The sequence below is a fragment of the Microvirga sp. 2MCAF35 genome (genome assembly GCF_052115545.1).
GTDB lineage: Bacteria > Pseudomonadota > Alphaproteobacteria > Rhizobiales > Beijerinckiaceae > Microvirga.
The window spans coordinates 73566-96274 of record NZ_JBFRGW010000012.1 but is presented as its reverse complement, the minus strand read 5'-3'; the positions used below and the strand labels follow the sequence as shown (position 1 = coordinate 96274).

Genomic DNA, 22709 nt, shown 5'->3' with positions numbered 1-22709 from the left:
CCAAGGACGAGCCTTTGGTGGGACAAGCAGGGCAGCAATGTTGGCTTTTGTCGCCTGAGAAAGCAAGGCCGGGGGATCCCCGGCCCTATCGCCTGTGGCGGTCAATCCTTAAGGCTTACTCCTGCAGCATCCGCTTGAGGAGCTCGACCTCGTCGGAGAGGGCGTGATCTTCCCCCAGAGCTTTCTCGATCTTGCGCACCGCATGGAGCACCGTGGTGTGATCGCGTCCGCCGAAGCGGCGACCGATCTCGGGCAGGGAACGCAGGGTGAGCACCTTGGACAGATACATGGCGATCTGGCGCGGGCGCACCACGGCGGCGGTGCGGCGCTCGGACAGGATGTCGGAGCGGGAGACGTTGTAGCGGGAGGCCACCAGCTTCTGGATGTCCTCGATCTTGACCCGCTTTGGCTCGCGGTTGCGCACGAGATCGCGGATCGCCGTCTCGGCGGTTTCCAGCGTGATGGAGGAGCCGGTCAGCGTCGCATGGGCGAGCAGACGGTTCACGGCACCCTCGAGATCGCGTCCGTTGGCGGTAATCGCGCGCGCCACATAGGCGATCACGTTCGGGCCCACCTCGAAGGTGGGGTGAATGGTCTTCAGGGCTTCGACGCGAGTGGTGAGGATCGAGGTGCGCAGAGCCTCGTCGAGGGCGCTGACCTCGACCACGAGACCTCCGGCGAGACGCGACCGCACGCGCTCGTCCAGGTTCTCCAGATCCGCCGGCGGACGGTCGGCGGCGATCACGATCTGGCGGCCCGCATCGATGAGGGCGTTCAGGGTGTGGCCGAATTCCTGCTGGATCTGCTTGCCTTGGATGAACTGCACGTCGTCGATGATGAGCAGGTCGATGCCTCGAAGACGCTCCTTGAAGGCCAGTGAGGTCTGGGCCTTCAGGGAGGCCACGAAGCCGTACATGAAACGGTCGGCGGTCAGATAGATGACGCGGCGGCCTTGCGCGCGCACCTCATGGCCGATGGCATGGAGAAGATGGGTCTTGCCGAGGCCGACGCCCGCATGGAGATAGAGCGGGTTGTAGATCGCCTGGCCGTTCTGTGCATGGGCGACCCGGTCCGCGGCCGCATGGGCGAGCGCGTTGGAGCGGCCGACGATGAAGCTTTCGAAGGTGAGGCGGGAATCGAGCGGCGCGCCGCCGAGATCGCTGCTTTCGCCGCGTTCCTCCTGGGGAGCCGCGATGGACGGGGCCTTGAAGTCTCCCGAGGTGCTCGGGAGCGCCATGGAGGCGGCTGGCGCCGGACGAGGCGCATCGCTCACCCGGCGCTGGGCGGCCGGATCGCGCCCAAGGGTGCTGCGCACGCCGATGGAGACGCGCTCCACATCACCGCTCTCGGAGCGATAAACGGCCAGCACCCGGTCGGCATAATGGGATTCGATCCAGCTTTTCAGGAAGCGGGTGGGAACGGAGAGATAGGCGCAGCCCTCGATCACCGAATCCAGCTCCAAGCGTCCGAACCAGCTGGCGAAGATGTCCTCCCCAAGCTCGGCCCGGAGACGACGCTTGACCCGGGTCCACACATCCGATGCCGATTGCTCGCCCGGAGCCTCCATGCCGTTCTCGCTGGGAGCGGCAAAGGTGCGGTGATCTTCGCTGCGATACATCAATATCCCTCCACGAGGTTCCGCCTTCTTTAAGGTCGGAAACCCCCACGCATGACCCGTTTTGAACACCAAGGCACAAAGGCCTCACAGGTTATCCAAAACGTGGCGCCCCCAATTGTACTAAAGATTATTTGAATGCATTTAAGTCGAGACGGTCGCTGACTGCCGCCTCCTTCGTCTTCACTCAAGGTCTACCAAGTCTACCCCTTGGTAAAGGATGAGCCTTCGCTTGCTTCTTGAGAGAATGAAACAACGACTTATCCCCGCACATGGTGAATTTAGTTCGAACTTTGAGTGAATGACTTCACGGCGAGCCGTTGAAGCAAATTGACCTTACACAGGGTGTGGGACGGGGTGCAATACGGCCGAGTCGAGTCGCAGGCGATAGCAAGCCCCTGGCTGCGTTCACAGCCTCGTCCACAAGTTTTGAATCTGGGCTGTAAAGTCCTGACTCTTCAACTGATTCACAGTTCCATCACAGCCTGTCCGGAGGCCTGAAAAAAGAGTCTTTTCGCAACCTTGATTCAGAACCGATTCGTCTCGACTCATGGGTGATTCTGATGCTTCGCAATGCTTTGCCTGCTAAGCTATTGAATAAAATGAATGTTTTATGTGCAGTTTGAATCCGAACTGTGGAGCTTCCAACCCGTCGATCGGGGATAAAGTCAAGCTGTCGTGTGGATAAAATTCGGAGCCCGAATCTAAAGCATCGGACCCAAAACTGGGCTTGCACTTTTGGGATCGAATCCGATGCTTGGTATATAGAGGAGAGCATCGTTGATGCGGAAAACCGGGGCCACTTTTCCGCACGATGCTCTAACTCCAAAACGAAAAAACCCGGCCGTGAGGCCGGGTCTGATCGACGATGAAAAGACAGCTGTATGGGCTGCTTTTAAGCGCTCAGTGCGTTGATGCGGCTCGCGAGGCGCGAGACCTTTCGCGACGCGGTGTTCTTGTGCACGATGCCCTTCTGAGCGGCGCGCATCATCTCCGGCTCGGCGGCGCGCAGGGCGGCGACGGCCTCGGTCTGATTGCCGGCAGCAATGGCCTCTTCGACCTTGCGGACGAAGGTCCGCATCCGGCTGCGACGCGACTTGTTGATCGCGGTGCGCTTCGCGATCTTACGGGTCATCTTCTTGGCGGACACGGTGTTGGCCATGGCCCATCCTCGTTCTTGTTAAAATCCCGATGCGCCAAGCTCGAGCTCGTCGAGAGCTCCGGCCGCGATCGGTTGATTGCATGGAAACCGAAGAGCCCGCGGGACGCGCGGGCTCATGTGAGGCGGCTTATAGACGCGAAGGCTGCGAACGTCAACGACCATAGGTCTTTGCGCGTCAAAAAAGCGCCAGGGACACCTTCTGAAGGGCCTGCCGCCAAGGATTGGCCGGATCGAGCAGGAGCCTGAGCGCCATGAGGCCCGAGACCAGAACCAGGAGCGGGCGGATGATCCGGGACCCCAGATGCATGGCCAGCCGCGATCCCGCCTGAGCGCCGAGAAAGGAGGCTCCGGCCATGGCGAGCCCGACCGGCCAGACCACTGCGCCGGTCGACGCATAAAGAAGGAGGCTGCCGAAATTGCTCGCGAAATTGACAAGCTTGGTATGGGCCGTCGCCTTGACCACCCCGTAGCCGAGAAGCGTCACGAAGGCCAGCATATAGAACGAGCCTGCGCCGGGCCCGAAAATGCCGTCGTAGAAGCCGATGGCGACCGGTGCGGTGAGGCCGAAGGCCAGCGCCGTCATGCGGGCATGGGCGTCCTCATCCTTCATCTTGCGCGAGAGGGCGAAATAGACCGCCATGGCGATGAGCAGCAGGGGGATCAGCACTTCGAGCACGGCGCGGGGCAGGAACTGCACGCACAGGGCTCCCGCGACGCTGCTTGCGAATGCCACCAGGGTGAAGCCCCAGGCCTTACGCCACTCGATCAGCCCCTTGCGCCCGAAGGTATAGGTGGCGGAGGCGGCGGCGACCGAGCCCTGCACCTTGTTGGTAGCGATGGCCTGGGCCGGGTCGAGTCCCGCGAGCAGGAGGGCGGGCACGGTCAGAAGCCCGCCGCCTCCGGCAATGGAATCCACGAAGCCCGCAAGAAAGGAGATCGCGGCGAGAGCCGCGATCATGTCGAAGCCGATGTCGATCACGTCTACTGGTTCTTGAACTCGGCCGCCCGCTTCGCGACGAAGGCCGCCATGCCTTCCTTCTGGTCGGCGGTGGCGAACATGGCGTGGAACAGGCGCCGCTCGAAGCGGATGCCCTCGGAGAGCGAGACCTCGTCGGCGCGGTTGATAGTTTCCTTGGTCATCATGGCGATGGGCAGCGACATGGACGCGATGGTCTCGGCCGTCTTCATAGCCTCGCCAATGAGATCGGTAAGCGGCACCACTCGGGCCACCAGCCCGGAGCGCTCGGCCTCCTCGGCGCCCATCAGGCGACCCGTGAGGCACATCTCCATGGCCTTGGCCTTGCCGATGAGCCGGGTCAGGCGCTGGGTGCCGCCCATGCCCGGCATGACGCCGAGCTTGATCTCCGGCTGGCCGAACTTGGCGTTGTCCGCCGCGATGATGAAGTCGCACATCATGGCGAATTCGCAGCCGCCGCCGAGCGCAAAGCCTGCCACTGCGGCGATCATCGGCTTGCGCCGGCCCGACACCTTCTCCCAGCCCGAGAAGAAATCGGCCATGTACGTGTGCGGATAGGTGAGCTCGGCCATTTCCTTGATGTCCGCGCCGGCCGCGAAGGCCTTCTCCGAACCGGTGATGACGATGCAGCCGATCGTCTGGTCCGCCTCGAAGGCGTCGAGCGCCTGGTTCACCTCGTTCAGCAGCGCCGAATTGAGGGCGTTCAGGGCCTGGGGCCGGTTCAGGGTGATCAGCCCCACCTTCCCGCGCGTCTCAACGAGAATCGTCTCAAAAGCCATGCCGGAATCTCCTCATCGTCGGATGGGACACCGGTAGGCGAGGCTTCCAGGGACGGCAAGCGGAAATCGGGAAGCCGCGTATCCGCCTTAAGACGAGGATCGCTTCTGGCATTCGGGACAATAGAAGGTGGAGCGTCCGGACTGCACGAGACGCGCCACCGTGCCGGTGCAGGCAGGGGTCACGCAGGGTTCACCCTCGCGGTCATAGACCCGGAAGGAGTGCTGGAAATAGCCCAGCGAGCCGTCGACCTGCGCGTGGTCGCGCAGGGTCGACCCGCCGGCCTCGACGGCCTCGGCGAGCACGTCCCGGATGACATCGGCCAATCGGGATGCCCTGTCGGTCGGCTTCCCTTTCTTCGTCACGAGCGAGCCGGCCGGCGCCTCCGGGTGAAGACCGGTGCGGAACAGGGCCTCGCAGACATAGATGTTGCCGAGACCGGCGATCAGGCGCTGGTCGAGGAGGGCGGCCTTCAAGGGCGTGCGCTTGCCCTGAAAGAGCCGCGCGATGGTCTCGCCTGAGAGTTCGTTGCCGAGGGGCTCGATTCCCATTCCGGCGAAGTGCTTCGAGGTCTCGATGGCCGACCGCGGCACCAGATCCATGAAGCCGAAGCGGCGGGCGTCGTTGTAGGTGACGGTCGCCCCGTTGGAGAACTGGAACACGACATGATCGTGGGCACCCAGGAACCCGTGCTCGTGGTGGAACTCCCCCGGCATGCGGGTGGCGCCTTCCTTCGTCACGAGAAAACGCCCCGACATGCCCAGATGCATCACGAGCACCTCGCCCGAGGTGAGATCGGCGAGGAGGTACTTGGCCCGCCGTCCCAGAGCCATGACCTCCTGGCCTTCCAGGCGCTCGGCAAACCGTTCCGGGAAGGGAAAGCGCAGGTCCGGCCTGCGCTGGGTCACCTTGGTGAAGCGGGCGCCGACCATGGCGGGCTCGAGGCCTCGGCGCACGGTTTCGACTTCAGGGAGTTCGGGCATCAACCATCTCTCGGCTTCTTGAGACCTCTTACATAGCCATCCGGTCCCGCTTCCGCTATGGATCGCGACAACAGGCTACGAGAGACTTGGTGAGGATCATGACCGACGAGAACACCCATTTCGGGTTCCAGTCCGTGCCGCTCGGCGAGAAGCAGGGCAAGGTCAACGAGGTCTTCCGCTCGGTGGCTAGCCGTTACGACATCATGAACGACCTCATGTCGGCCGGGCTCCACCGCCTCTGGAAGGACGCCCTCGTCTCGACCCTGCGCCCGCCGCGCGACCGGCCGTTCCGCCATCTCGACGTGGCAGGCGGCACCGGCGACGTGGCCTTCCGAATCCTGGACGAAAGCGGCCCAAAGACCCGGGTGACCGTGCTCGACATCAACGGCGAGATGCTGAAAGTGGGCGCCGAGCGGGCCGGCCACCGCTATGAAGGCCGCATCGACTTCGTCGAGGCCAATGCGGAGGAACTGCCGCTCGAGTCCAAGACCTATGACGCCTATACCATCGCCTTCGGGATCCGGAATGTGCCGCGCATCGATGCGGCCCTTCGCGAGGCGTACCGGGTGCTCAAGCCTGGCGGGCGCTTCCTGTGCCTCGAATTCTCGAAGGTCGATGTGCCGGTGCTCGACAAGATCTACGACGCCTATTCTTTCAATGTCATCCCGAAGCTCGGGGGCATGGTGACGGGTGACGCGGAATCCTATCAGTATCTGGTCGAGTCGATCCGCCGCTTCCCGACGCCGGCCGCTTTCGAGCGGATGATCGAGGATGCAGGCTTCAAGCGCGTCACGCACCGGACATTGACGGCGGGCGTCGTCGCCATCCATTCCGGCTGGAAGATCTGACACGTGATCGGCAGCCTCGTTCATTTCACCCGAAACCTGCATGCAGGTTTCGTTCTGGCCCGCGAAGGCGCGCTCGCGCTCGTCGATCCGAGCGCTCTGCCGCCTGCCGCTCGCTTCGGCTTGCGGATGGCCCGTCTCATCGAGCGGCCTCAAGCCGGTGACGGTGCCGCGCGGCTTTCCAAGGCGCTGACGCGGCTCGGGCCCTCTTATGTAAAATTCGGCCAGTTCCTGGCGACCCGCCCCGACATCGTCGGCGTGGCTGCCGCCCGCGATCTGGAGCGGCTGCAGGATCGCATGCCGCCCTTCCCGCGCGCGGAAGCGGTACGCATGGTGGAGGTCGCGCTAGGCCGTCCCATCGACGTGCTGTTCCTGGAATTCAGCGAACCGATCGCGGCCGCTTCGATCGCGCAGGTGCACAAGGCTCGCATCCGCACCGCGGACGGTGAGGAAACCGTCGCCGTGAAGGTGGTGAGGCCTGGCGTGCGCGAGGGCTTTGCCCGCGATCTCCAGGCCATGCGCGCCGCCGCCCGCCTGTTCGAGCGTCTGGTTCCCGATGCGCGCCGCCTCAAGCCGCTGGAGATCGTGGAGGCGCTCGCCCGTTCCGTCGCGGTCGAGATGGATCTGCGCCTGGAAGCCGCCGCCGTCTCGGAACTGGCGGAAAATACCAAGGACGATCCGGATTTTCGCGTACCGAAACCGGAATGGGATCTCACCGCCCGGGATGTGCTCACCACCACCTGGATCGAAGGCATCCGCCTCAACGACCTGGCGGGGATCGAGGCCTCGGGCCTCAATCGGGTGGCCCTGGGCCGCACGGTGATCCAGTCCTTCCTGCGCCATGCCATCCGCGATGGTTACTTCCACGCCGACATGCATCCCGGCAACCTGTTCGTGGATCCGGAAGGCCGTCTCGTCGCCGTCGATTTCGGCATCATGGGCCGGCTCGGCATGAAGGAACGACGTTTCCTGGCCGAGATCCTGCTCGGCTTCATCCGCCGCGATTACCTGCGCGTGGCGCAGGTTCACTTCGAGGCCGGGTACGTGCCGCCGCACCATTCGGTCGAGGATTTCGCTCAGGCCATCCGGGCTATCGGCGAGCCGATCCATGATCGGCGGGCGGATGAGATCTCGATGGCGAAGCTCCTGACGCTCCTCTTCGAGATCACGGCCCTGTTCGACATGGCGACCCGCATCGAGCTCGTCATGCTGCAGAAGACCATGGTCGTGGTGGAGGGCGTGGCCCGCAATCTCGATCCGAAGCTCGATATGTGGACCACCTCCGAGCCCGTTGTGCGCGACTGGATCGAGCGGAACCTCGGTCCGCTCGGCCGTGTCGAACAGGCGGGTAAGGGCTTGTGGACGCTCGCCGGCGTCATCGGCGACCTGCCCGAACTGGCCCTGCGCGCCGAGCGCGTGCTCAACCAGCTCGAGGACGTCACCGCGAAAGGTGTTGCCCTCGACCAGGACAGTGTTGCCGCCATCGGCCGCGCCGAGGCCAGGGGCAACCGCTGGGGCGTGGCGGCCTTGTGGATCATCGCCGGCTCGCTGATGATCATGCTGTTCAGGGGCTTCGCATGACGGCGCTTTCCGGCAAACGCATCCTCCTCGTCATCGGCGGCGGCATCGCGGCCTACAAGTCGCTCGACCTCATTCGCCGCCTGCGCGAGCGCGGTGCCTCCGTCCGCTGCATTCTCACCCATGGCGCGCAGCAGTTCATCACGCCGCTCGCGGCTTCCGCGCTCACCGGCCAGCGCTCGCATACGGATCTCTTCGACCGCGAGGACGAGGCCGATATCGGCCATATCCGCCTGGCCCGGGACGCGGACCTCGTGGTCGTGGCGCCTGCGACCGCCAATCTCATGGCGAAGATGGCGGGCGGCCATGCGGACGATCTCGCCTCCACGGTGTTGCTGGCCACCACACTGCCGATTCTGATCGCGCCGGCCATGAACGTGCGCATGTGGCTGCATCCGGCCACACAGCGCAATCTGACGACGCTTCAGGCCGACGGCGTTCACGTTGTCGGACCCAATGACGGCGCCATGGCGGAGGCCGAGTTCGGCCCCGGCCGCATGGCCGAGCCCTTGGAGATCGTGGCGGCCGCCGAGCGCCTGCTTGTGCCGTCGGGGCCGCTCGCCGGCAAGCATGTGATCGTCACCTCGGGCCCGACGTACGAGCCCATCGATCCGGTGCGCTACATCGCCAACCGCTCCTCCGGCAAGCAGGGCCACGCCATCGCAAAGGCCGCTGCCGAGGCCGGTGCGCGCGTGACTCTGGTCTCAGGCCCCGTGACGCTACCCGACCCTACAGGCGTGACGACCGTCCACGTGGAAAGTGCCCGCGAGATGCTGCAGGCCGTCGAAATGGCCCTGCCGGCCGATATCGGCATCTTCGCGGCCGCCGTCGCCGATTGGCGGGTGGCGAATGCAGGCGAGCAGAAGATTAAGAAGAAGGACGGCGCTCTGCCGAACCTGTCGCTCACGGAGAATCCCGACATTCTCGCCAGCATCTCGCATCGGACCGAGAACCGCCCGCCGCTCATGGTGGGGTTTGCGGCCGAGACCGAACATGTGATCGAACACGCCAAGCAGAAGCTCGCGAAGAAGGGCTGCGATCTCATCGTCGCCAATGACGTGTCCAGCGCGGGTGGCGTCATGGGCGGCGACAGCAACACCGTCCATCTCGTCACCGCTTCGGATGTGGAAAGCTGGCCGACCCTGGCGAAGGCCGATGTGGCAACGAGGCTCGTCGAGCGCCTGGGCGCCATGGTGGGAGACGCAAAACCATGAACCGCCGCCTGCATATTCAGCGGCTCGCCCATGCGGTCGGTCTGCCGTTGCCGCGCTATGAGACGGCAGGGGCAGCGGGCATGGATCTCGTCGCGGCCAATCCTGCCGAGAGGCCGATCGTCCTGCAGCCCATGCAGCGCACGCTCGTTCCCACCGGCCTCGTGTTCCAGCTCGAGCCCGGCTTCGAGGCGCAGGTGCGTCCCCGTTCGGGCCTGGCCTTCAGGCATGGTGTCACCGTGCTCAATACGCCCGGCACCGTCGATGCCGATTATCGCGGCGAGGTGCAGGTGCTTCTCGTCAATTTCGGGTCCGAGCCCTTCACCATCTCGCGCGGCATGCGCATCGCCCAAATGGTGATTGCGCCGGTTACCGTGGTCGAACCCGTCGAGGTAGGCGAGGTGGACGAGACCGACCGGGCCGCGGGTGGTTTCGGATCGACGGGGCTGGGATAAGGGAGCTCTCGCATGAACTTTCTCTCGCGCCGCTCGCTTCTCGCCATCGCAGCCGTCACCGACATCGCGCTCCATGCCCGGCCGATGCCGGTTTCCGCCAAGGCGCTCGCCACTCGTCACAATCTCCCCCCGCGCTATCTGGAGCCCGTGCTGCAGGCCTTGGTTCGTCAAGGGATCCTGAAGGGCGTGCGCGGACCCCGTGGCGGCTACGAACTGGCCCGGGAACGGCGGCGGATCACGGCCGGCGACATCGTGCGCATCGCCATGTCGGCCCTGGAGGAGGACGGCTCCTCGCCGATGCCGGAATCGCGTCTCGCCGAGGCTGTCGTTTCGCCTTTGGTTCAGCATGGGACCGAGGCATTCCTGGCCGAGCTCGACAAGGTGACGGTCGAGGATTTGTGCCAGAAAGCGCAGGCCGAAGGAGTGATCGAAGCGAACTCCCCCATAGATTTCACGATATGAATCGTGAAATTTGAGAAATATCGACACACCTTGCGAGAAAGGTTAAGTTTCCTCAGACCTGAAGGAGGAAACTCATGGCCGGCACTCTCAATTCGCTGGACGCCAAGCCTGGACGCGGCCGCATCTACGGCTCCATCACGGAAACCATCGGCAACACCCCGCTCGTACGCCTGAACCGATTGCCCAAGGAACATGGGGTCGATGCCGAGATCCTTGTGAAACTCGAGTTCTTCAACCCGATTTCGAGCGTGAAGGACCGCATCGGCGTCAGCATGATCGAGGCCATGGAGGCCGCCGGGAAGATCAAGCCCGGCGCCACCCTGATCGAGCCGACCTCCGGCAATACCGGCATCGCGCTGGCCTTCGTGGCGGCGGCGCGCGGCTACAGGCTCATTCTGGTGATGCCCGAGACCATGTCCATCGAGCGTCGGAAGATGCTGGCCTATCTCGGGGCGGAACTCGAACTCACCCCTGGCCCGCAAGGCATGAAGGGTGCCATCGCCCGTGCCGAGGAGCTGCTCGGGGACATTCCCGGCTCGGTCATTCCGCAGCAGTTCAAGAACCCGGCCAATCCGGAGATCCACCGCAAGACCACGGCGGAGGAGATCTGGAACGACACCAATGGCCAGCTCGATGCCTTCGTGGCGGCCGTGGGCACCGGCGGTACCATCACGGGCGTTGCCCAGGTGATCAAGCCGCGCCTGCCGAACATGAAGGTGATTGCCGTGGAGCCGGAGGATTCTCCGGTCCTCTCCGGCGGCCAGCCCGGCCCGCACAAGATCCAGGGCATCGGCGCGGGCTTCATCCCGGACGTGCTCGACCGCTCGCTCATCGACGAGGTGGTGACCGTGGGCAATCAGACGGCCTTCGATACGGCGCGCCGGCTCGCCCGGCTCGAGGGCATTCCCGGCGGCATCTCGACCGGCGCCAACGTGGCGGCGGCGCTCGAAGTCGCCGCGCGGCCCGAGTTCAAGGGCAAGCGCATCGTCACCGTCGCGCCGTCCTTCGCCGAGCGCTATCTCTCGACGGCCTTGTTCGAAGGGCTCTGATCGTCCGTCGCGCATGGTCACAAAGGGCGGCTTCACGGCCGCCCTTTTTGTTTGCGGGCCTTTCAAGCGTAGCCAGAACTTCACTTGTCCGGTCGGGTTCTCCTTGCTGCACATGACTTCAGACGATGTCCCAAGGAGTTCGACATGGCGGAACACAAGGCGCCTCATTCATTGAAGGAGCAGACGGCGGATCAGATCCGCAACGAACAGCGTGGGGGCATCGACAGCCCCGTCGATCCGAACCGGGACGGCGGTATCGAAGGCAACGCCACCCTGCGCAAGGTGTGGAGCGAACCCGGCGGCGAGGCCTACAATTACCGTCAGGGCCAGACCGGGCAGACCAGCAAGGCCGGCATGGACGGTCATGACGAACTCACGGCCGCCGAGACGCCTGAAACCACCAGGCACCTGAGCGATGCGAGCCTGTCACCCGACGATAAGGACGCGACGGCCGAGGCGATCGAGCGCGCAACCACCGTCAATGGCAAGCAGCAGGATTGAGGAACCACGGCCATGGGCAATGCAGGCTACGGCAACCATACCGAGGACACCCAGAAGGATGTCGCTTCCCCGAAACAGGCTCCGCAGTCAGGATCAGACAAACCGTCCGGCTGCAAGATTCCGGCCGCAGGGCCGCACGACAAGCCGCATCTGACCAATCCCGATGCGACGCCCGGGGCCGGTTCATTGCCGGAAGCGGGTGACCACGATGCCACGGATTCGACGAGTTCATAACGATCGTGAGGAGACGAGCATGACTCAACCGGAAAGCAAGAAGCCCGGACAGGCGACCGAAGAGGACATCAGCGCTCCCCGACTGACCCCGCAGGGCCGCGAGAATCCTGACGCCTCCGGCGAGGATTCGACGAACCCGATGGGCGAGGGCGCGAAGAAGGGTCAGGGCAGCAAGGCTGAGGGGTAAGCGCATATCGTAATGTCATGGCCGGGCTTGTCCCGGCCATCTCGATCGGAAAGGGGCTGCGCCTCTCGGATCGGGATCACCGGCACAAGGCCGGTGATGACGTTGAGATAGATGATCTATCCTGAGCCCGATCCCGGATCAGCCGCGCCGTCCGGGATGACCAACAGGCAATGAAAAAGGCCGCCCCATAAGGGCGGCCTTCTTATTTCGGTTAATGCGCCGCGCTTTAAGCGCTCAGCGCTTCCTTCTGCTTCTCGGCGCGCTTGCGGTCGTTCGGATCGAGGATCGCCTTGCGGATGCGGATCGACTTCGGCGTCACCTCGACGAGCTCGTCGTCCTCGATCCAGGCGAGCGAGCGCTCGAGGGTCATGCGGATCGGCGGCGTCAGGCGCACCGCTTCGTCCTTCGAGGTCGTGCGGATGTTGGTGAGCTTCTTGCCCTTGAGCACGTTCACTTCGAGGTCGTTCTCGCGGTTGTGCTCGCCGACGATCATGCCCTGATAGACCTTCCAGCCGGGCTCGATCATCATCGGGCCGCGATCTTCCAGGTTCCACAGGGCGTAGGCCACGGCCTCGCCCGCGTCGTTGGAGATCAGCACGCCGTTGCGCCGTCCCGCGATCTCGCCCTTGTAGGGTTCATAGGCGTGGAACAGGCGGTTCATGATGGCGGTGCCGCGGGTGTCGGTCAGAAGCTCACTCTGGTAGCCGATGAGGCCACGGGTCGGAGCGTAGAACACGAGGCGCTGGCGGTTGCCGCCCGACGGCTTCATCTCGACCATCTCGGCGCGGCGTTCGGACATCTTCTGCACCACGACGCCGGAATGCTCCTCGTCCACGTCGATGACCACTTCCTCGATGGGCTCGAGGAGCTGGCCGTTGTCGTCCTTCTCGAACACCACGCGGGGACGCGACACGGCGAGCTCGAAGCCCTCGCGGCGCATGGTCTCGATGAGGATCGCGAGCTGCAATTCGCCACGGCCCGAGACGTAGAACGAGTCCTTATCGGCGGCCTCTTCGATCTTCAGCGTCACGTTGCCTTCCGCTTCCTTGAAGAGGCGGTCGCGGATCATGCGGCTCGTCACCTTGTCGCCCTCGGTGCCCGCGAGCGGGCTGTCGTTGACGATGAACGACATGGTCACGGTCGGCGGATCGATCGGCTGCGCCTGGATCGGAATCTCGTTCTCGGGGGCGCAGAAGGTGTCGGCCACCGAGCCCTTCACGAGGCCCGCGATGGACACGATGTCACCGGCCTCGCCGACCTCGATCGGCTGGCGCTCCAGGCCGCGGAAGGCCAGGATCTTGGACACGCGGCCGTTCTCGACCAGGTTGCCGTTACGGTCGATCACCTTGATCGACTGGTTCGGCTTCACGGTGCCCGAGGCGATGCGGCCCGTGACGATGCGGCCCAGGAACGGGTTGGCTTCGAGCAGCGTGCCGAGCATGCGGAACGGGCCTTCCTCGGTCTTGGCCGGGGGCACGTGCTCGAGCACGAGGTCGAACAGGGGGGCGAGGCCCTGGTCGCTCGGACCTTCCGGCGACTTTGCCATCCAGCCGTTGCGGCCAGATCCGTAGAGGATCGGGAAGTCGAGCTGCTCGTCGGTGGCATCGAGCGCCGCGAACAGGTCGAACACCTCGTTGATGACCTCCTGGTGGCGAGCATCGGGACGGTCGATCTTGTTGATCGCCACGATGGGGCGCAAGCCGATCTTGAGGGCCTTCGAGACCACGAACTTGGTCTGCGGCATCGGGCCTTCGGCTGCGTCCACGAGCACGATGGCGCCGTCGACCATGCTCAGGATGCGCTCCACCTCGCCGCCGAAATCGGCGTGGCCCGGCGTATCGACGATGTTGATGCGGGTGTCCTTCCAGACCACCGAGGTGGCCTTCGCCAGAATGGTGATGCCACGCTCCTTCTCCAGGTCGTTCGAATCCATGGCGCGCTCTTCCACGCGCTGGTTCTCACGGAAGCTGCCGGACTGCTGGAGCAGCTTGTCGACCAGGGTCGTCTTGCCGTGGTCGACGTGGGCAATGATGGCGATATTGCGTAGTTTCATGGGGGTCTTTCAAAGCAAAGCGGCCCGGCACGCGGCAAGCTCGGCCGCGCCCCTGGCTCGTACCGGGCGGAAATCTGATGCGCTGCAATATAATGATAAGAGAGCGGCTGCAATAGGGCATGGTGGCGTGTTTTCTGGGCAAGGGGATGGGCAGCGCCTTCGGGCCCAGGGCTGGGAAGCCCTGAGCCGAAGGTCAGTCGAGGGAGGTGCGCTGGGCCGCCCGGCTCACTCTGTATGTTGGATGGAAGAGCCGGAAGGCCGCTTCGCACGCGGTTCTTTTAGGCGTTTAGACTTGGACCAGCACACGGCTGCCAAGGGCCTCCGGCCACACGCTTGCGAGGCCTGCGACCGGACCGCTTCCCGCCCCACACTGGCTGACGCCTCGCGAGCGCGCCCCTCGGCGGGCGGGAATAGAGAACGATATAGCCGAGCTTGCAGGGCCTGTCAAGAACAAAATGAGAACATTACCTTGTCCTGACAGCTTCTTCTCCTCTCCCGCCCAGGAGAAAGAGAGACAGGGCGCTTCACATAAGCGAGAAGGCCCGCACATGGCCCGCCATCCACCCCCATAGAAACATTGAAGTAACGTGGCGTTAGTCTACATGGAGGGCATTCTCCGCCTTCCGAAAGTCGGCATGTCAGCCACAACAACCTTGAATAAGCCCTGGACCCGGCAGTTTGCACGTGCGGCTGCGGTCAAGGTTGGAACGCTTGGCTCTGGCAGCCTTTGGTCAGCTCCGCTCCCGATCGTCCATCGCCTCACCGACCCTCAACGCAATCTACAGCCATCACCGGCAGGCGGTCCTCATGCATCTTAACGTCGTCCCTGGCCTCGATTTCCTGAGCGGGGGCGGTGAAATGGGTGCGCTCATGCGCAGGCATGACTGGTCCACGTCGCCGCTTGGCCCTCCGGAAGGCTGGCCGCAGAGCCTGCGAACCGTGGTGAGCCTGATGCTCACCTCCAAGTTTCCCATGTTCGTGGCCTGGGGCCCACGGCTGGCCTTCCTGTACAACGATGGCTACCGGCCCATCTTCGGCGCCAAGCACCCGCATGCTCTCGGACTCCCCTTCGTGGATGTCTGGTCGGAGATCTGGCACGACATCGAGCCCCTGGTCACGAAGGCTCTGGCCGGGGAGGCGACCTATCACGAGGACATGCACCTCGTGATGGAGCGCAACGGCTACCCGGAAGATACCTGGTACACCTTCTCCTACTCGCCCGTCCGCGATGAAACGGGCGGTATCGGCGGCATGTTCTGCGCCTGCACGGAAACCACCCAGGAGGTGAAATCCCGGGCAACCCTGAAGGCGGAGCAGGACCGGCTTCGCGAACTCTTCCAGCAGGCGCCGGGTTTCATGGCGATGTTGCGGGGCCGCGATCATGTCTTCGAGCTGGCGAACGATGCCTATCTCCAGCTCGTGGGACACCGTCGGGACATCTTGGGCAAATCCGTCAGGAACGTTCTGCCCGAGGTCGAGGGCCAGGGATTTTTCGAACTGCTCGACAAGGTCTACGCGACGGGCAAGCCCTTTGTCGGACGCAGCCTGCGGGTCAGTCTGCAGCGAGAGCCGGGAAGCCCCGTGGAGGTTCGCTTCCTGGATCTCGTCTACCAGCCGATCACGGACCGCACGGGCAGTGTCACGGGGATCTTCGCCGAGGGCTACGACGTCACGGAGCGGGTCCAGGCGGAGGAAAGCCTGCGCGAGAGCGAGGCTCGATTCCGCAATCTCGCCGACAACGCTCCCGTCATGGTCTGGGTGACGGAGCCGGACGGAGCCTGCTCCTACCTGTCCCGCTCCTGGTACGAATTCACCGGACAGACGCCGGAGACCGGCCTCGGTTTCGGCTGGCTGGACGCCGTCCATCCAGAGGACCGCGATTGGTCGGGCAAGGTGTTCGCGGAGTCGAATGCCAGGCAGGAGACATTCCGGGTGGAGTATCGGCTGCGCCGCGCGGACGGGACCTACCGGTGGGCCATCGATGCGGCGGCACCACGCTTCGGCGAGGACGGCACCTTCCTCGGCTATGTCGGCTCGGTGCTCGACATCACCGACCGCAAGCAGGTCGAGGAGCATCGCGAGCTCCTGATCAACGAGCTGAACCACCGGGTGAAGAACACGCTCACCATCGTCCAATCGATGGCGGCCCAGAGCCTGCGGCAGTTGAGCGAGGAGAGCCGTCCTAAATTTCAGGCCTTCGAGGATCGCCTGTTCGCCCTGGCGCGCGCCCATGACGTTCTCACGCGCGAGAACTGGGAAGGCGCGGAACTGCGGGAAATCATCGACGAGGTGGTCGAACCCTATCTCCGGCAGAAGACGAAGCATTTTGAGATCGAGGGCGAGCACCTTCGCCTCATCCCGAGAACGGCTCTCGCCATCGCGATGGCCATCCACGAGCTTGCGACGAATGCCGCGAAATACGGCGCGCTCTCCGTCCCGCCGGGATGCGTGGTCATCACCTGGACGCTCGCGCCGGGCGAGGCGTCGCGCCTGATATTGAGGTGGGAGGAAAAGGGCGGTCCCCCGGTGAGCATTCCGACCCGCCGGGGGTTCGGCACGCGGCTGATCGAGCGCAGCCTGTCGACCGATGTCGGCGGCGATGTCCAGCTGATCTACGCACCCACCGGGGTCGTGTGCGTGATGGACATTCCGTTGAGCGAAGCCGGCGATGCGCAGGAACGAGCCTCGTCGCATTGAGGGCTAAGCCGAGTCGGATTCCGCCCGGCCCGTGACGATAGCGCCTTCCGTTGGAAAAGCGGCAGGCCCCTGGTTCCATCGGGACTGAACTCACTTCGGCAGGGTGTCCTTGTAGATCCTGCCGTCCTTCATGATGACGAGGAAGTTCCTGTCCGGATCGGCAACGAGATCGAGGTCGTCCAGGGGATTGCCGTCGACCAGCAGCAGGTCCGCCAGCGCTCCCGTCTCCACGACGCCGAGCTTGCCGGGATAGGGATTGCGAGGACCGGACAATTGCAGCAATTCCGCATTCGTCGAGGTTGCCATAATCAGCGCCTCGGCCGGTGTGTACCAGCGCGTGAGGGCGGCCAGCATGGCGCCCTGTCGCTCCGCCAGTTCCTTGGAGAACAGGACGTCGGTGCCGAAGGCCGTCTTGATCTTGTATTTCTTGGCCAGGGTGTAGACCGTGTCGGTGCCGGCGACCACCTGTCCCTTCTTGGCCTGTTCCGCCGGACCCAGTCCGCTGGCGCCGCTCAGGTCGAGGAAGGGCTGCGTGCTCAGCCAGATCCCCTTCTCGGCCATCAGCCGGGCGGTGGCGTCGTCCATCAGGTGTCCATGTTCGATGACCTTCACGCCGGCTGCGATCGAGCGTTGGATCGACACGGGCGTATAGGCGTGGGTGGCGACGTAGGTGCCCCAGTTCTCCGCGGCCTCGACGGCGGCGCGCAGTTCGGGCTCGGTGAAGGTCGCGACATCGAGCGGTGAGAACGGCGATGCCACGCCACCGCCCGCCGTGAGCTTGACCTGCGACGCGCCCTGCATGAGCTGCTCGCGCGCGCGCAGGCGCACCTCGTCCGGGCTGTCGGCGATCATGCTTCCGCCCAGCTGTTCGACACGGGCGAGCATGCCCCCGATGGTCCTCGGCAGATCGGAGAGCGGGCGAAAATCGCCGTGTCCGCCGGTGATCGTGATGATGGCACCCGACGGATAGATGCGTGGCCCCGGCAGCAGCCCTTCGTCGATGGCGCGCTTGAGGCTGAAGGACGGCCCGCCCATGTCGCGGATGGTGGTGAACCCGCGCATCAGCGTCGCCGTGGCTTCGACGCCCGCCAGGAGGGTGGAATAGCCGATGTCGCTGGACAGGAGCGTCACGGGCGTAGGCCTCACCAGCATCGCATGCCAATGCATGTCGATCAGGCCCGGCATCAGCACACGCCCATTCCCCTGCACGACCCGAACATTCGTCTCCGCCGCGACATCGATCGGGTCCGTGGAGATGCGCGCGATGACGTTGTCCCTCACCAGGACATGAGAGGGAACTGAGAGGGCCGCATTCTTCCCGTCGAAGATCCGGACATTCTCGAAGAGAGTTGACGGGGTGCGGGCGGGAGCGGGCGATTGCGCCTGCGCGACGGACGCAGAAGACGCGATGGACAGAAAGCCCGTCAGGACGAGCCCGCGGAACAAGCCACGTTTCAGAGGGGAAACCGTTTCCATGCCGAGCATCGCCGTCGATCCATTCCGGTTGAGCCCCAGTATTTCGAGCCTCGCCTCTGCCCGTTCATCTGACCATCGGGGAAAACCCTGAGATCGGCGGGGGAGATATCGGAGGAGGCACGGACCGGGTCTTGCCTGAAGTCGATCGCGGTGGCTGGGAAGCTGGCGCCGCAAATGAAAATGGCCGGGACGAGCCCGGCCATGAGGCGTTCGTTGCGGTCTCTTACAACCCCAGCTTCTTCTTGCGCTGGGCGAGCGTGCGCAGGCGCAGGGCGTTGAGCTTGATGAAGCCGGCGGCGTCGCGGTGGTCGTAGGCGACGGCGCCTTCCTCGAAGGTGACGAGATCCTGGTCGTAGAGGGTGTAGGGGCTCTGGCGGCCGATGAGGTGGACGCCGCCCTTGTAGAGCTTCAGCGTCACCTCGCCGGTGACGAATTCCTGCGACTTGTCGATCATCGCCTGCAGCATCTCGCGCTCAGGGCTGAACCAGAAGCCGTTATAGATGAGCTCGGCGTATTTCGGCATCAGCTCGTCCTTCAGGTGCGCCGCGCCGCGATCGAGGGTGATCGATTCGATGCCGCGATGGGCGAGGTGAAGGATCGTGCCGCCGGGGGTCTCGTACATGCCGCGGCTCTTCATGCCGACGAAGCGGTTTTCCACGAGGTCGAGGCGGCCGATGCCGTTGATCCTGCCGAGCTCGTTGAGCTTCGCCAGCAGGTCGGCGGGGCCGAGCTTCTTGCCGTCGATGGCGACCGGGTCGCCCTTCTCGAAGGCGATCTTGATCACCGTCGGCTTGTCGGGCGCGCTCTCGGGACCGTCGGTGCGGGAATAGACGTAATCCGGCACTTCCATGGCCGGATCCTCCAGCACCTTGCCCTCCGAGGAGGCGTGCAGGAGGTTGGCGTCGACGGAGAACGGCGCCTCGCCGCGCTTGTCCTTGGCGATCGGGATCTGATGCTGCTCGGCGAAGGCGATGAGCTGCTCGCGGGAGCGCAGGTCCCATTCGCGCCAGGGGGCGATCACGGTCACGTCGGGCTTCAGGGCGTAATAGCCGAGCTCGAAGCGCACCTGGTCGTTGCCCTTGCCGGTCGCCCCGTGGGAGACGGCGTCGGCGCCCACCTTCTCGGCGATCTCGATCTGCTTCTTGGCGATCAGCGGCCGGGCGATGGAGGTGCCGAGCAGGTACAAACCCTCGTACTGCGCATTGGCGCGGAACATCGGGAACACGTAGTCGCGCACGAACTCGTCGCGCAGGTCCTCGATGAAGATGTTTTCGGGCTTGATGCCGAGGAGCTCGGCCTTCTTGCGCGCCGGCTCCAGCTCCTCGCCCTGGCCGAGATCGGCCGTGAAGGTGACCACCTCGCAGCCATAGGTGGTCTGCAGCCACTTGAGGATGATGGAGGTGTCGAGGCCGCCGGAATAGGCGAGCACGACCTTGTTCACGCGCTTCTCAGCCATAGCAAGGGTTCCGTTGATAAGGGTGCCTGCGACTTAAAACGGAAGCGTCATGGGCGCAACGGACATTTGATCGGGTCGGCATGTCCCTTCCGCATTCCTGGCAGGAAAACCATGGGCTGCCATAACTTAGCGGAATGCGATAGGCCTGTGTCAGGGGTATGAAGCGGCTCGCAGGAGGCAGGAATCGTCCTGTCGCCAGGGCCGGCACCGAGAGACGCTCATGATCCGCCAGCCGAACCTGGAATTCTGGTACGAATTCGCCTCCACCTATTCCTATCTCGCCGCCATGCGTATCGAGAAGGCCGCGGCGGAGGCGGGCGTCGTGCTCCTGTGGCGGCCGTTCCTGCTCGGTCCCGTCTTCAAGGCGCAAGGCATGGAGACCTCGCCCTTCGCGGTCTTTCCCGTCAAGGGACGCTACATGTGGCGGGACATGGAGCGGGAGGCAGCCCGGTTCGGGCTGCCCTTCTACCGTCCGAAAACCTTTCCACAGAACGGGCTCCTGGCGGCGCGCGTCGCGCTCATCGGCGTCGAGCCCGGCTGGACCTCGGCCTTCACCAAGGCCGTCTACACGGCCGAGTTCGGCGAGGGCCGCGACATCGCCGATCCGGCGGTGCTGGCTGACATTCTGAAGGAGATGGGGCTCGAGCCCGAGACGGTTCTCGCCGAGGCGCAAGGGGAGGCCAACAAGACGCGCCTGCGCCGGATGGGCGACGAGGTCCAGTCCCGGGGCATCTTCGGCGCGCCCACCTTCTTCACCGAGGACGGGGAGATGTTCTGGGGCAACGACCGGCTCGAACAGGCGCTCAGTTGGGCACTCGCCCAGGCCCGGCGCTCGGACTGGCCGGTTTGACCCAAGGGCGGTTTGACCCAAGGGCAGGGCGGTACTATGTCGGGTTCCAACCCATAAGGCCGCAGTGACACGCCAAGCGCTGCCGCCCCGACAATCCTTCCAGTCTCTTTTGTAAAGCCATGCGCTCCCTCGGTTCGGAGCGTGTGCCCCCGTTGGAAAACGAGTCGCATGATGTTGATGAAAAACTCTGTCGCCGACCAGAAAGGCCGCCTGAAGTCGATCCTCGGCGGGTCGGCCGGCAACATGGTCGAGTGGTACGACTGGTATGTCTATTCCGCCTTCACTCTCTATTTCGCCCCCGTGTTCTTTCCCAAGGGCGACCAGACTGCCCAGCTCCTGAACGCCGCCGCCGTCTTCGCGGTCGGCTTCCTCATGCGCCCCATCGGCGCCTGGATCATGGGCATCTATGCGGACCGCCGGGGCCGCAAGGCCGGCCTGACCCTGTCCGTGACCCTGATGTGTACGGGCTCGCTGATGATCGCCGTCACGCCGGGCTACGACAGCATCGGGGTGTTCGCCCCGATCGTCCTCGTGCTGGCGCGCCTGCTCCAGGGCATCAGCGTCGGCGGCGAATATGGCGCCAGCGCCACGTACTTGAGCGAGATGGCGGGCAAGAGCCGCCGCGGCTTCTTCTCGAGCTTCCAGTACGTGACCCTGATCTCCGGCCAGCTCCTGGCGCTCGCCGTGCTGCTGATCCTGCAGCAGGTCATGTCCGAGCAGAGCCTCGAAGCTTGGGGCTGGCGCATCCCGTTCGCCATCGGCGGCGTGCTCGCGGTGATCGTGTTCTATCTCCGCCGGGGCCTCGCCGAGACGGAATCCTACAAGAACGCCCAAGGGGCCCAGGGCAAGGACGCGAAGGCGCCCCGCTCCAGCGGCCTGGCGCTCTTCACCAAATATCCGCGCGAGGCCTTCACGGTGATCGCGCTGACCGCCGGCGGCACGCTCGCCTTCTATGCCTACACCACCTACCTGCAGAAGTTCCTGGTCAACACCTCGGGCTTCTCCCGCGAGGCGGCGAGCCAGATCACGGCGGCGGCCCTGTTCGTGTTCATGGTGATCCAGCCGGCAGCCGGCGCCCTGTCCGACAGGATCGGCCGCAAGCCCCTGATGGTGGGCTTCGGCGTCCTCGGCGTGCTGTTCACCTACCTGATCTTCTCGACGCTTGCCGGCACCAAGGATCCTTACACTGCCTTCGCCCTGTGCCTCGCGGCCCTGGTGATCGTAACCGGCTACACGTCGATCAACGCCGTGGTGAAGGCGGAGATGTTCCCGGCCCATATCCGGGCGCTCGGCGTCGCCTTGCCTTATGCCATCGCCAATACGGTGTTCGGCGGCACCGCCGAATACGTGGCGCTCTGGTTCAAGCAGGCCGGGATCGAATACGGGTTCTTCTGGTACGTGACCGTCATGGTCGGTCTCTCCCTCATCGTCTACCTGCGCATGAAGGACACCCGCCAGCACAGCCTGATCCACGAGGATTGAAATCAGCAGTCAAGCTTATAGTCTACGCTGCACCTTCGCTGCCAGGCAGCGGAGGTTTTTTGCTTACGGAGGCATTGGCCTGAAGTTTACGTCGAATGCCCTTGGCTATGTGCCATGGATGGATCTTCGCCGAAGCGATTGGGACCGGCGGTGCCGCGTCGGAAGTACAGCTCGATCAGGAGCCAGAGGTTCACAATCGCCAAAGCAAGCATGATGCAAATGAAGGCGACTGGATGAGTCCTCTCCAGCTTTTCGGCGAAATAGCTGCAGATGTTTACTCCGAAGGATGCAATGAGCCACCAGCCTGAGCGGCTTCGGTCATGAAACCGCCGGATGACCATGGCGTAATTGGCGATATGGGCTATCAAGATCAGAGAGACAGCGGCATAGCCTGCAAAACGGAAACCTTGCGAAGTCAGGAAAATACCTGCGACTATCAGAAAAATACTGATGTAGCAGAGCTTCAGCGAACGTCTCAAAAAGTCCTTTCGGCTTGTTCGTCCAGTGATTGAGAACTGAGACACGATGAAATCACGCACGGCATAAATCCGAGGGGCGGGAGAATATGAAATAACATACTATTTAATTGATAAGGACTGCAATTCTTTTGCTGCTTGCGGTTCTAGGCTCCTGAAAAGGCGGGTTGTGCGAGTTGCAGGT

21 protein-coding genes are annotated in these 22709 nt (G+C 64.0%); 12 read left to right on the top strand and 9 right to left on the bottom strand.

Features of this window, described 5'->3' with window-relative positions:
* Positions 1-115 precede the first annotated feature (115 nt).
* The 5 genes from dnaA to mutM all read right to left on the bottom strand — a co-directional run bounded on the left by dnaA (position 116) and on the right by mutM (position 5513).
* Positions 116-1618, bottom strand: coding sequence for a chromosomal replication initiator protein DnaA (dnaA, locus tag AB4097_RS08725; protein WP_442038511.1), 1503 nt, complete (start codon positions 1616-1618; stop codon positions 116-118).
* Positions 1619-2510: 892 nt separating this feature from the next.
* Positions 2511-2777 carry a 30S ribosomal protein S20 gene (gene rpsT, locus AB4097_RS08720; RefSeq protein WP_181051012.1) on the bottom strand — a complete coding sequence of 89 codons (267 nt, stop codon included), beginning with the start codon at positions 2775-2777 and terminating at the stop codon, positions 2511-2513.
* 175 nt (positions 2778-2952) lie between these two features.
* On the bottom strand, positions 2953-3735 hold the full coding sequence (locus AB4097_RS08715; RefSeq protein WP_442038540.1) for a TSUP family transporter: 783 nt from the start codon (positions 3733-3735) through the stop codon (positions 2953-2955).
* A 23-nt stretch (positions 3736-3758) separates the two neighbouring features.
* The gene (locus tag AB4097_RS08710) at positions 3759-4532 is read right to left on the bottom strand and encodes an enoyl-CoA hydratase (protein WP_442038509.1); all 774 of its coding nucleotides are present in this window, start codon (positions 4530-4532) and stop codon (positions 3759-3761) included.
* A gap of 87 nt (positions 4533-4619) precedes the next feature.
* Positions 4620-5513: a bifunctional DNA-formamidopyrimidine glycosylase/DNA-(apurinic or apyrimidinic site) lyase gene (mutM, locus tag AB4097_RS08705; RefSeq protein ID WP_442038507.1), complete on the bottom strand. Its 894-nt coding sequence runs from the start codon at positions 5511-5513 to the stop codon at positions 4620-4622.
* 98 nt (positions 5514-5611) lie between these two features.
* Between mutM and ubiE the strand changes: the two genes are divergently transcribed.
* The 9 genes from ubiE (at position 5612) to AB4097_RS08660 (ending at position 12035) form a co-directional block, all read left to right on the top strand.
* Complete coding sequence (gene ubiE / locus AB4097_RS08700; protein WP_442038505.1) at positions 5612-6361, top strand: bifunctional demethylmenaquinone methyltransferase/2-methoxy-6-polyprenyl-1,4-benzoquinol methylase UbiE; 750 nt, start codon at positions 5612-5614, stop codon at positions 6359-6361.
* Positions 6362-6364: 3 nt separating this feature from the next.
* Positions 6365-7939: a 2-polyprenylphenol 6-hydroxylase gene (gene ubiB, locus AB4097_RS08695; RefSeq protein WP_442038502.1), complete on the top strand. Its 1575-nt coding sequence runs from the start codon at positions 6365-6367 to the stop codon at positions 7937-7939.
* Positions 7936-9150, top strand: coding sequence for a bifunctional phosphopantothenoylcysteine decarboxylase/phosphopantothenate--cysteine ligase CoaBC (gene coaBC / locus AB4097_RS08690; protein ID WP_442038500.1), 1215 nt, complete (start codon positions 7936-7938; stop codon positions 9148-9150). The genes ubiB and coaBC overlap by 4 nt, the downstream gene beginning before the upstream one ends.
* The gene (gene dut / locus AB4097_RS08685) at positions 9147-9602 is read left to right on the top strand and encodes a dUTP diphosphatase (RefSeq protein WP_442038498.1); all 456 of its coding nucleotides are present in this window, start codon (positions 9147-9149) and stop codon (positions 9600-9602) included. Before coaBC ends, dut begins: the two co-directional genes overlap by 4 nt.
* A gap of 12 nt (positions 9603-9614) precedes the next feature.
* Positions 9615-10064 (top strand): RrF2 family transcriptional regulator, encoded by a 450-nt coding sequence (locus AB4097_RS08680; RefSeq protein WP_442038496.1) that lies wholly within the window; start codon positions 9615-9617, stop codon positions 10062-10064.
* 74 nt (positions 10065-10138) lie between these two features.
* A complete protein-coding gene (gene cysK / locus AB4097_RS08675) occupies positions 10139-11113 on the top strand; it encodes a cysteine synthase A (RefSeq protein ID WP_442038494.1) in 975 nt (324 codons plus the stop codon).
* A 144-nt stretch (positions 11114-11257) separates the two neighbouring features.
* Positions 11258-11614 (top strand): hypothetical protein, encoded by a 357-nt coding sequence (locus tag AB4097_RS08670; RefSeq protein ID WP_442038492.1) that lies wholly within the window; start codon positions 11258-11260, stop codon positions 11612-11614.
* 12 nt (positions 11615-11626) lie between these two features.
* Positions 11627-11848, top strand: a complete 222-nt coding sequence (locus tag AB4097_RS08665; RefSeq protein ID WP_442038490.1) for a hypothetical protein — start codon at positions 11627-11629, stop codon at positions 11846-11848.
* Between the two features lie 19 nt (positions 11849-11867).
* Entirely contained in the window at positions 11868-12035 is a 168-nt protein-coding gene (locus tag AB4097_RS08660; RefSeq protein ID WP_442038488.1) for a hypothetical protein, read from the top strand.
* A 226-nt stretch (positions 12036-12261) separates the two neighbouring features.
* Here the strand turns inward: AB4097_RS08660 and typA are convergent, their stop codons facing one another.
* Positions 12262-14088, bottom strand: coding sequence for a translational GTPase TypA (typA, locus tag AB4097_RS08655; RefSeq protein WP_442038486.1), 1827 nt, complete (start codon positions 14086-14088; stop codon positions 12262-12264).
* 807 nt (positions 14089-14895) lie between these two features.
* Here typA and AB4097_RS08650 point away from each other — a divergent pair.
* Entirely contained in the window at positions 14896-16785 is a 1890-nt protein-coding gene (locus tag AB4097_RS08650; protein ID WP_442038484.1) for a PAS domain S-box protein, read from the top strand.
* Positions 16786-16875: 90 nt separating this feature from the next.
* Here AB4097_RS08650 and AB4097_RS08645 read toward each other — a convergent pair whose 3' ends face one another.
* Together AB4097_RS08645 and AB4097_RS08640 are read right to left on the bottom strand one after the other, a co-directional pair.
* Positions 16876-18270 (bottom strand): amidohydrolase family protein, encoded by a 1395-nt coding sequence (locus AB4097_RS08645; protein ID WP_442038482.1) that lies wholly within the window; start codon positions 18268-18270, stop codon positions 16876-16878.
* Between the two features lie 214 nt (positions 18271-18484).
* The gene (locus AB4097_RS08640; RefSeq protein WP_442038480.1) at positions 18485-19717 is read right to left on the bottom strand and encodes an argininosuccinate synthase; all 1233 of its coding nucleotides are present in this window, start codon (positions 19715-19717) and stop codon (positions 18485-18487) included.
* 220 nt (positions 19718-19937) lie between these two features.
* Here AB4097_RS08640 and AB4097_RS08635 point away from each other — a divergent pair, with 220 nt between their 5' ends.
* Both AB4097_RS08635 and AB4097_RS08630 read left to right on the top strand, forming a co-directional pair.
* The gene (locus tag AB4097_RS08635; protein ID WP_442038478.1) at positions 19938-20567 is read left to right on the top strand and encodes a 2-hydroxychromene-2-carboxylate isomerase; all 630 of its coding nucleotides are present in this window, start codon (positions 19938-19940) and stop codon (positions 20565-20567) included.
* 171 nt (positions 20568-20738) lie between these two features.
* Positions 20739-22049 carry an MFS transporter gene (locus tag AB4097_RS08630; RefSeq protein WP_442038538.1) on the top strand — a complete coding sequence of 437 codons (1311 nt, stop codon included), beginning with the start codon at positions 20739-20741 and terminating at the stop codon, positions 22047-22049.
* An 86-nt stretch (positions 22050-22135) separates the two neighbouring features.
* On the opposite strand, the gene AB4097_RS08625 is transcribed toward AB4097_RS08630, so the two are convergent.
* Positions 22136-22588 carry a DUF805 domain-containing protein gene (locus tag AB4097_RS08625; RefSeq protein WP_442038476.1) on the bottom strand — a complete coding sequence of 151 codons (453 nt, stop codon included), beginning with the start codon at positions 22586-22588 and terminating at the stop codon, positions 22136-22138.
* Between the last annotated feature and the right edge of the window lie 121 nt (positions 22589-22709).

What these genes read in the sequence shown, in the direction of transcription:
- dnaA (WP_442038511.1), bottom strand. Translation starts at nt 1,618, where the DNA reads ATGTATCGCAGCGAAGATCACCGCACCTTTGCCGCTCCCAGCGAGAAC.
- rpsT (WP_181051012.1), bottom strand. Translation starts at nt 2,777, where the DNA reads ATGGCCAACACCGTGTCCGCCAAGAAGATGACCCGTAAGATCGCGAAG.
- AB4097_RS08715 (WP_442038540.1), bottom strand. Translation starts at nt 3,735, where the DNA reads ATGATCGCGGCTCTCGCCGCGATCTCCTTTCTTGCGGGCTTCGTGGAT.
- AB4097_RS08710 (WP_442038509.1), bottom strand. Translation starts at nt 4,532, where the DNA reads ATGGCTTTTGAGACGATTCTCGTTGAGACGCGCGGGAAGGTGGGGCTG.
- mutM (WP_442038507.1), bottom strand. Translation starts at nt 5,513, where the DNA reads ATGCCCGAACTCCCTGAAGTCGAAACCGTGCGCCGAGGCCTCGAGCCC.
- ubiE (WP_442038505.1), top strand. Translation starts at nt 5,612, where the DNA reads ATGACCGACGAGAACACCCATTTCGGGTTCCAGTCCGTGCCGCTCGGC.
- coaBC (WP_442038500.1), top strand. Translation starts at nt 7,936, where the DNA reads ATGACGGCGCTTTCCGGCAAACGCATCCTCCTCGTCATCGGCGGCGGC.
- dut (WP_442038498.1), top strand. Translation starts at nt 9,147, where the DNA reads ATGAACCGCCGCCTGCATATTCAGCGGCTCGCCCATGCGGTCGGTCTG.
- AB4097_RS08680 (WP_442038496.1), top strand. Translation starts at nt 9,615, where the DNA reads ATGAACTTTCTCTCGCGCCGCTCGCTTCTCGCCATCGCAGCCGTCACC.
- cysK (WP_442038494.1), top strand. Translation starts at nt 10,139, where the DNA reads ATGGCCGGCACTCTCAATTCGCTGGACGCCAAGCCTGGACGCGGCCGC.
- AB4097_RS08670 (WP_442038492.1), top strand. Translation starts at nt 11,258, where the DNA reads ATGGCGGAACACAAGGCGCCTCATTCATTGAAGGAGCAGACGGCGGAT.
- AB4097_RS08665 (WP_442038490.1), top strand. Translation starts at nt 11,627, where the DNA reads ATGGGCAATGCAGGCTACGGCAACCATACCGAGGACACCCAGAAGGAT.
- AB4097_RS08660 (WP_442038488.1), top strand. Translation starts at nt 11,868, where the DNA reads ATGACTCAACCGGAAAGCAAGAAGCCCGGACAGGCGACCGAAGAGGAC.
- typA (WP_442038486.1), bottom strand. Translation starts at nt 14,088, where the DNA reads ATGAAACTACGCAATATCGCCATCATTGCCCACGTCGACCACGGCAAG.
- AB4097_RS08650 (WP_442038484.1), top strand. Translation starts at nt 14,896, where the DNA reads ATGCATCTTAACGTCGTCCCTGGCCTCGATTTCCTGAGCGGGGGCGGT.
- AB4097_RS08645 (WP_442038482.1), bottom strand. Translation starts at nt 18,270, where the DNA reads ATGCTCGGCATGGAAACGGTTTCCCCTCTGAAACGTGGCTTGTTCCGC.
- AB4097_RS08640 (WP_442038480.1), bottom strand. Translation starts at nt 19,717, where the DNA reads ATGGCTGAGAAGCGCGTGAACAAGGTCGTGCTCGCCTATTCCGGCGGC.
- AB4097_RS08635 (WP_442038478.1), top strand. Translation starts at nt 19,938, where the DNA reads ATGATCCGCCAGCCGAACCTGGAATTCTGGTACGAATTCGCCTCCACC.
- AB4097_RS08630 (WP_442038538.1), top strand. Translation starts at nt 20,739, where the DNA reads ATGTTGATGAAAAACTCTGTCGCCGACCAGAAAGGCCGCCTGAAGTCG.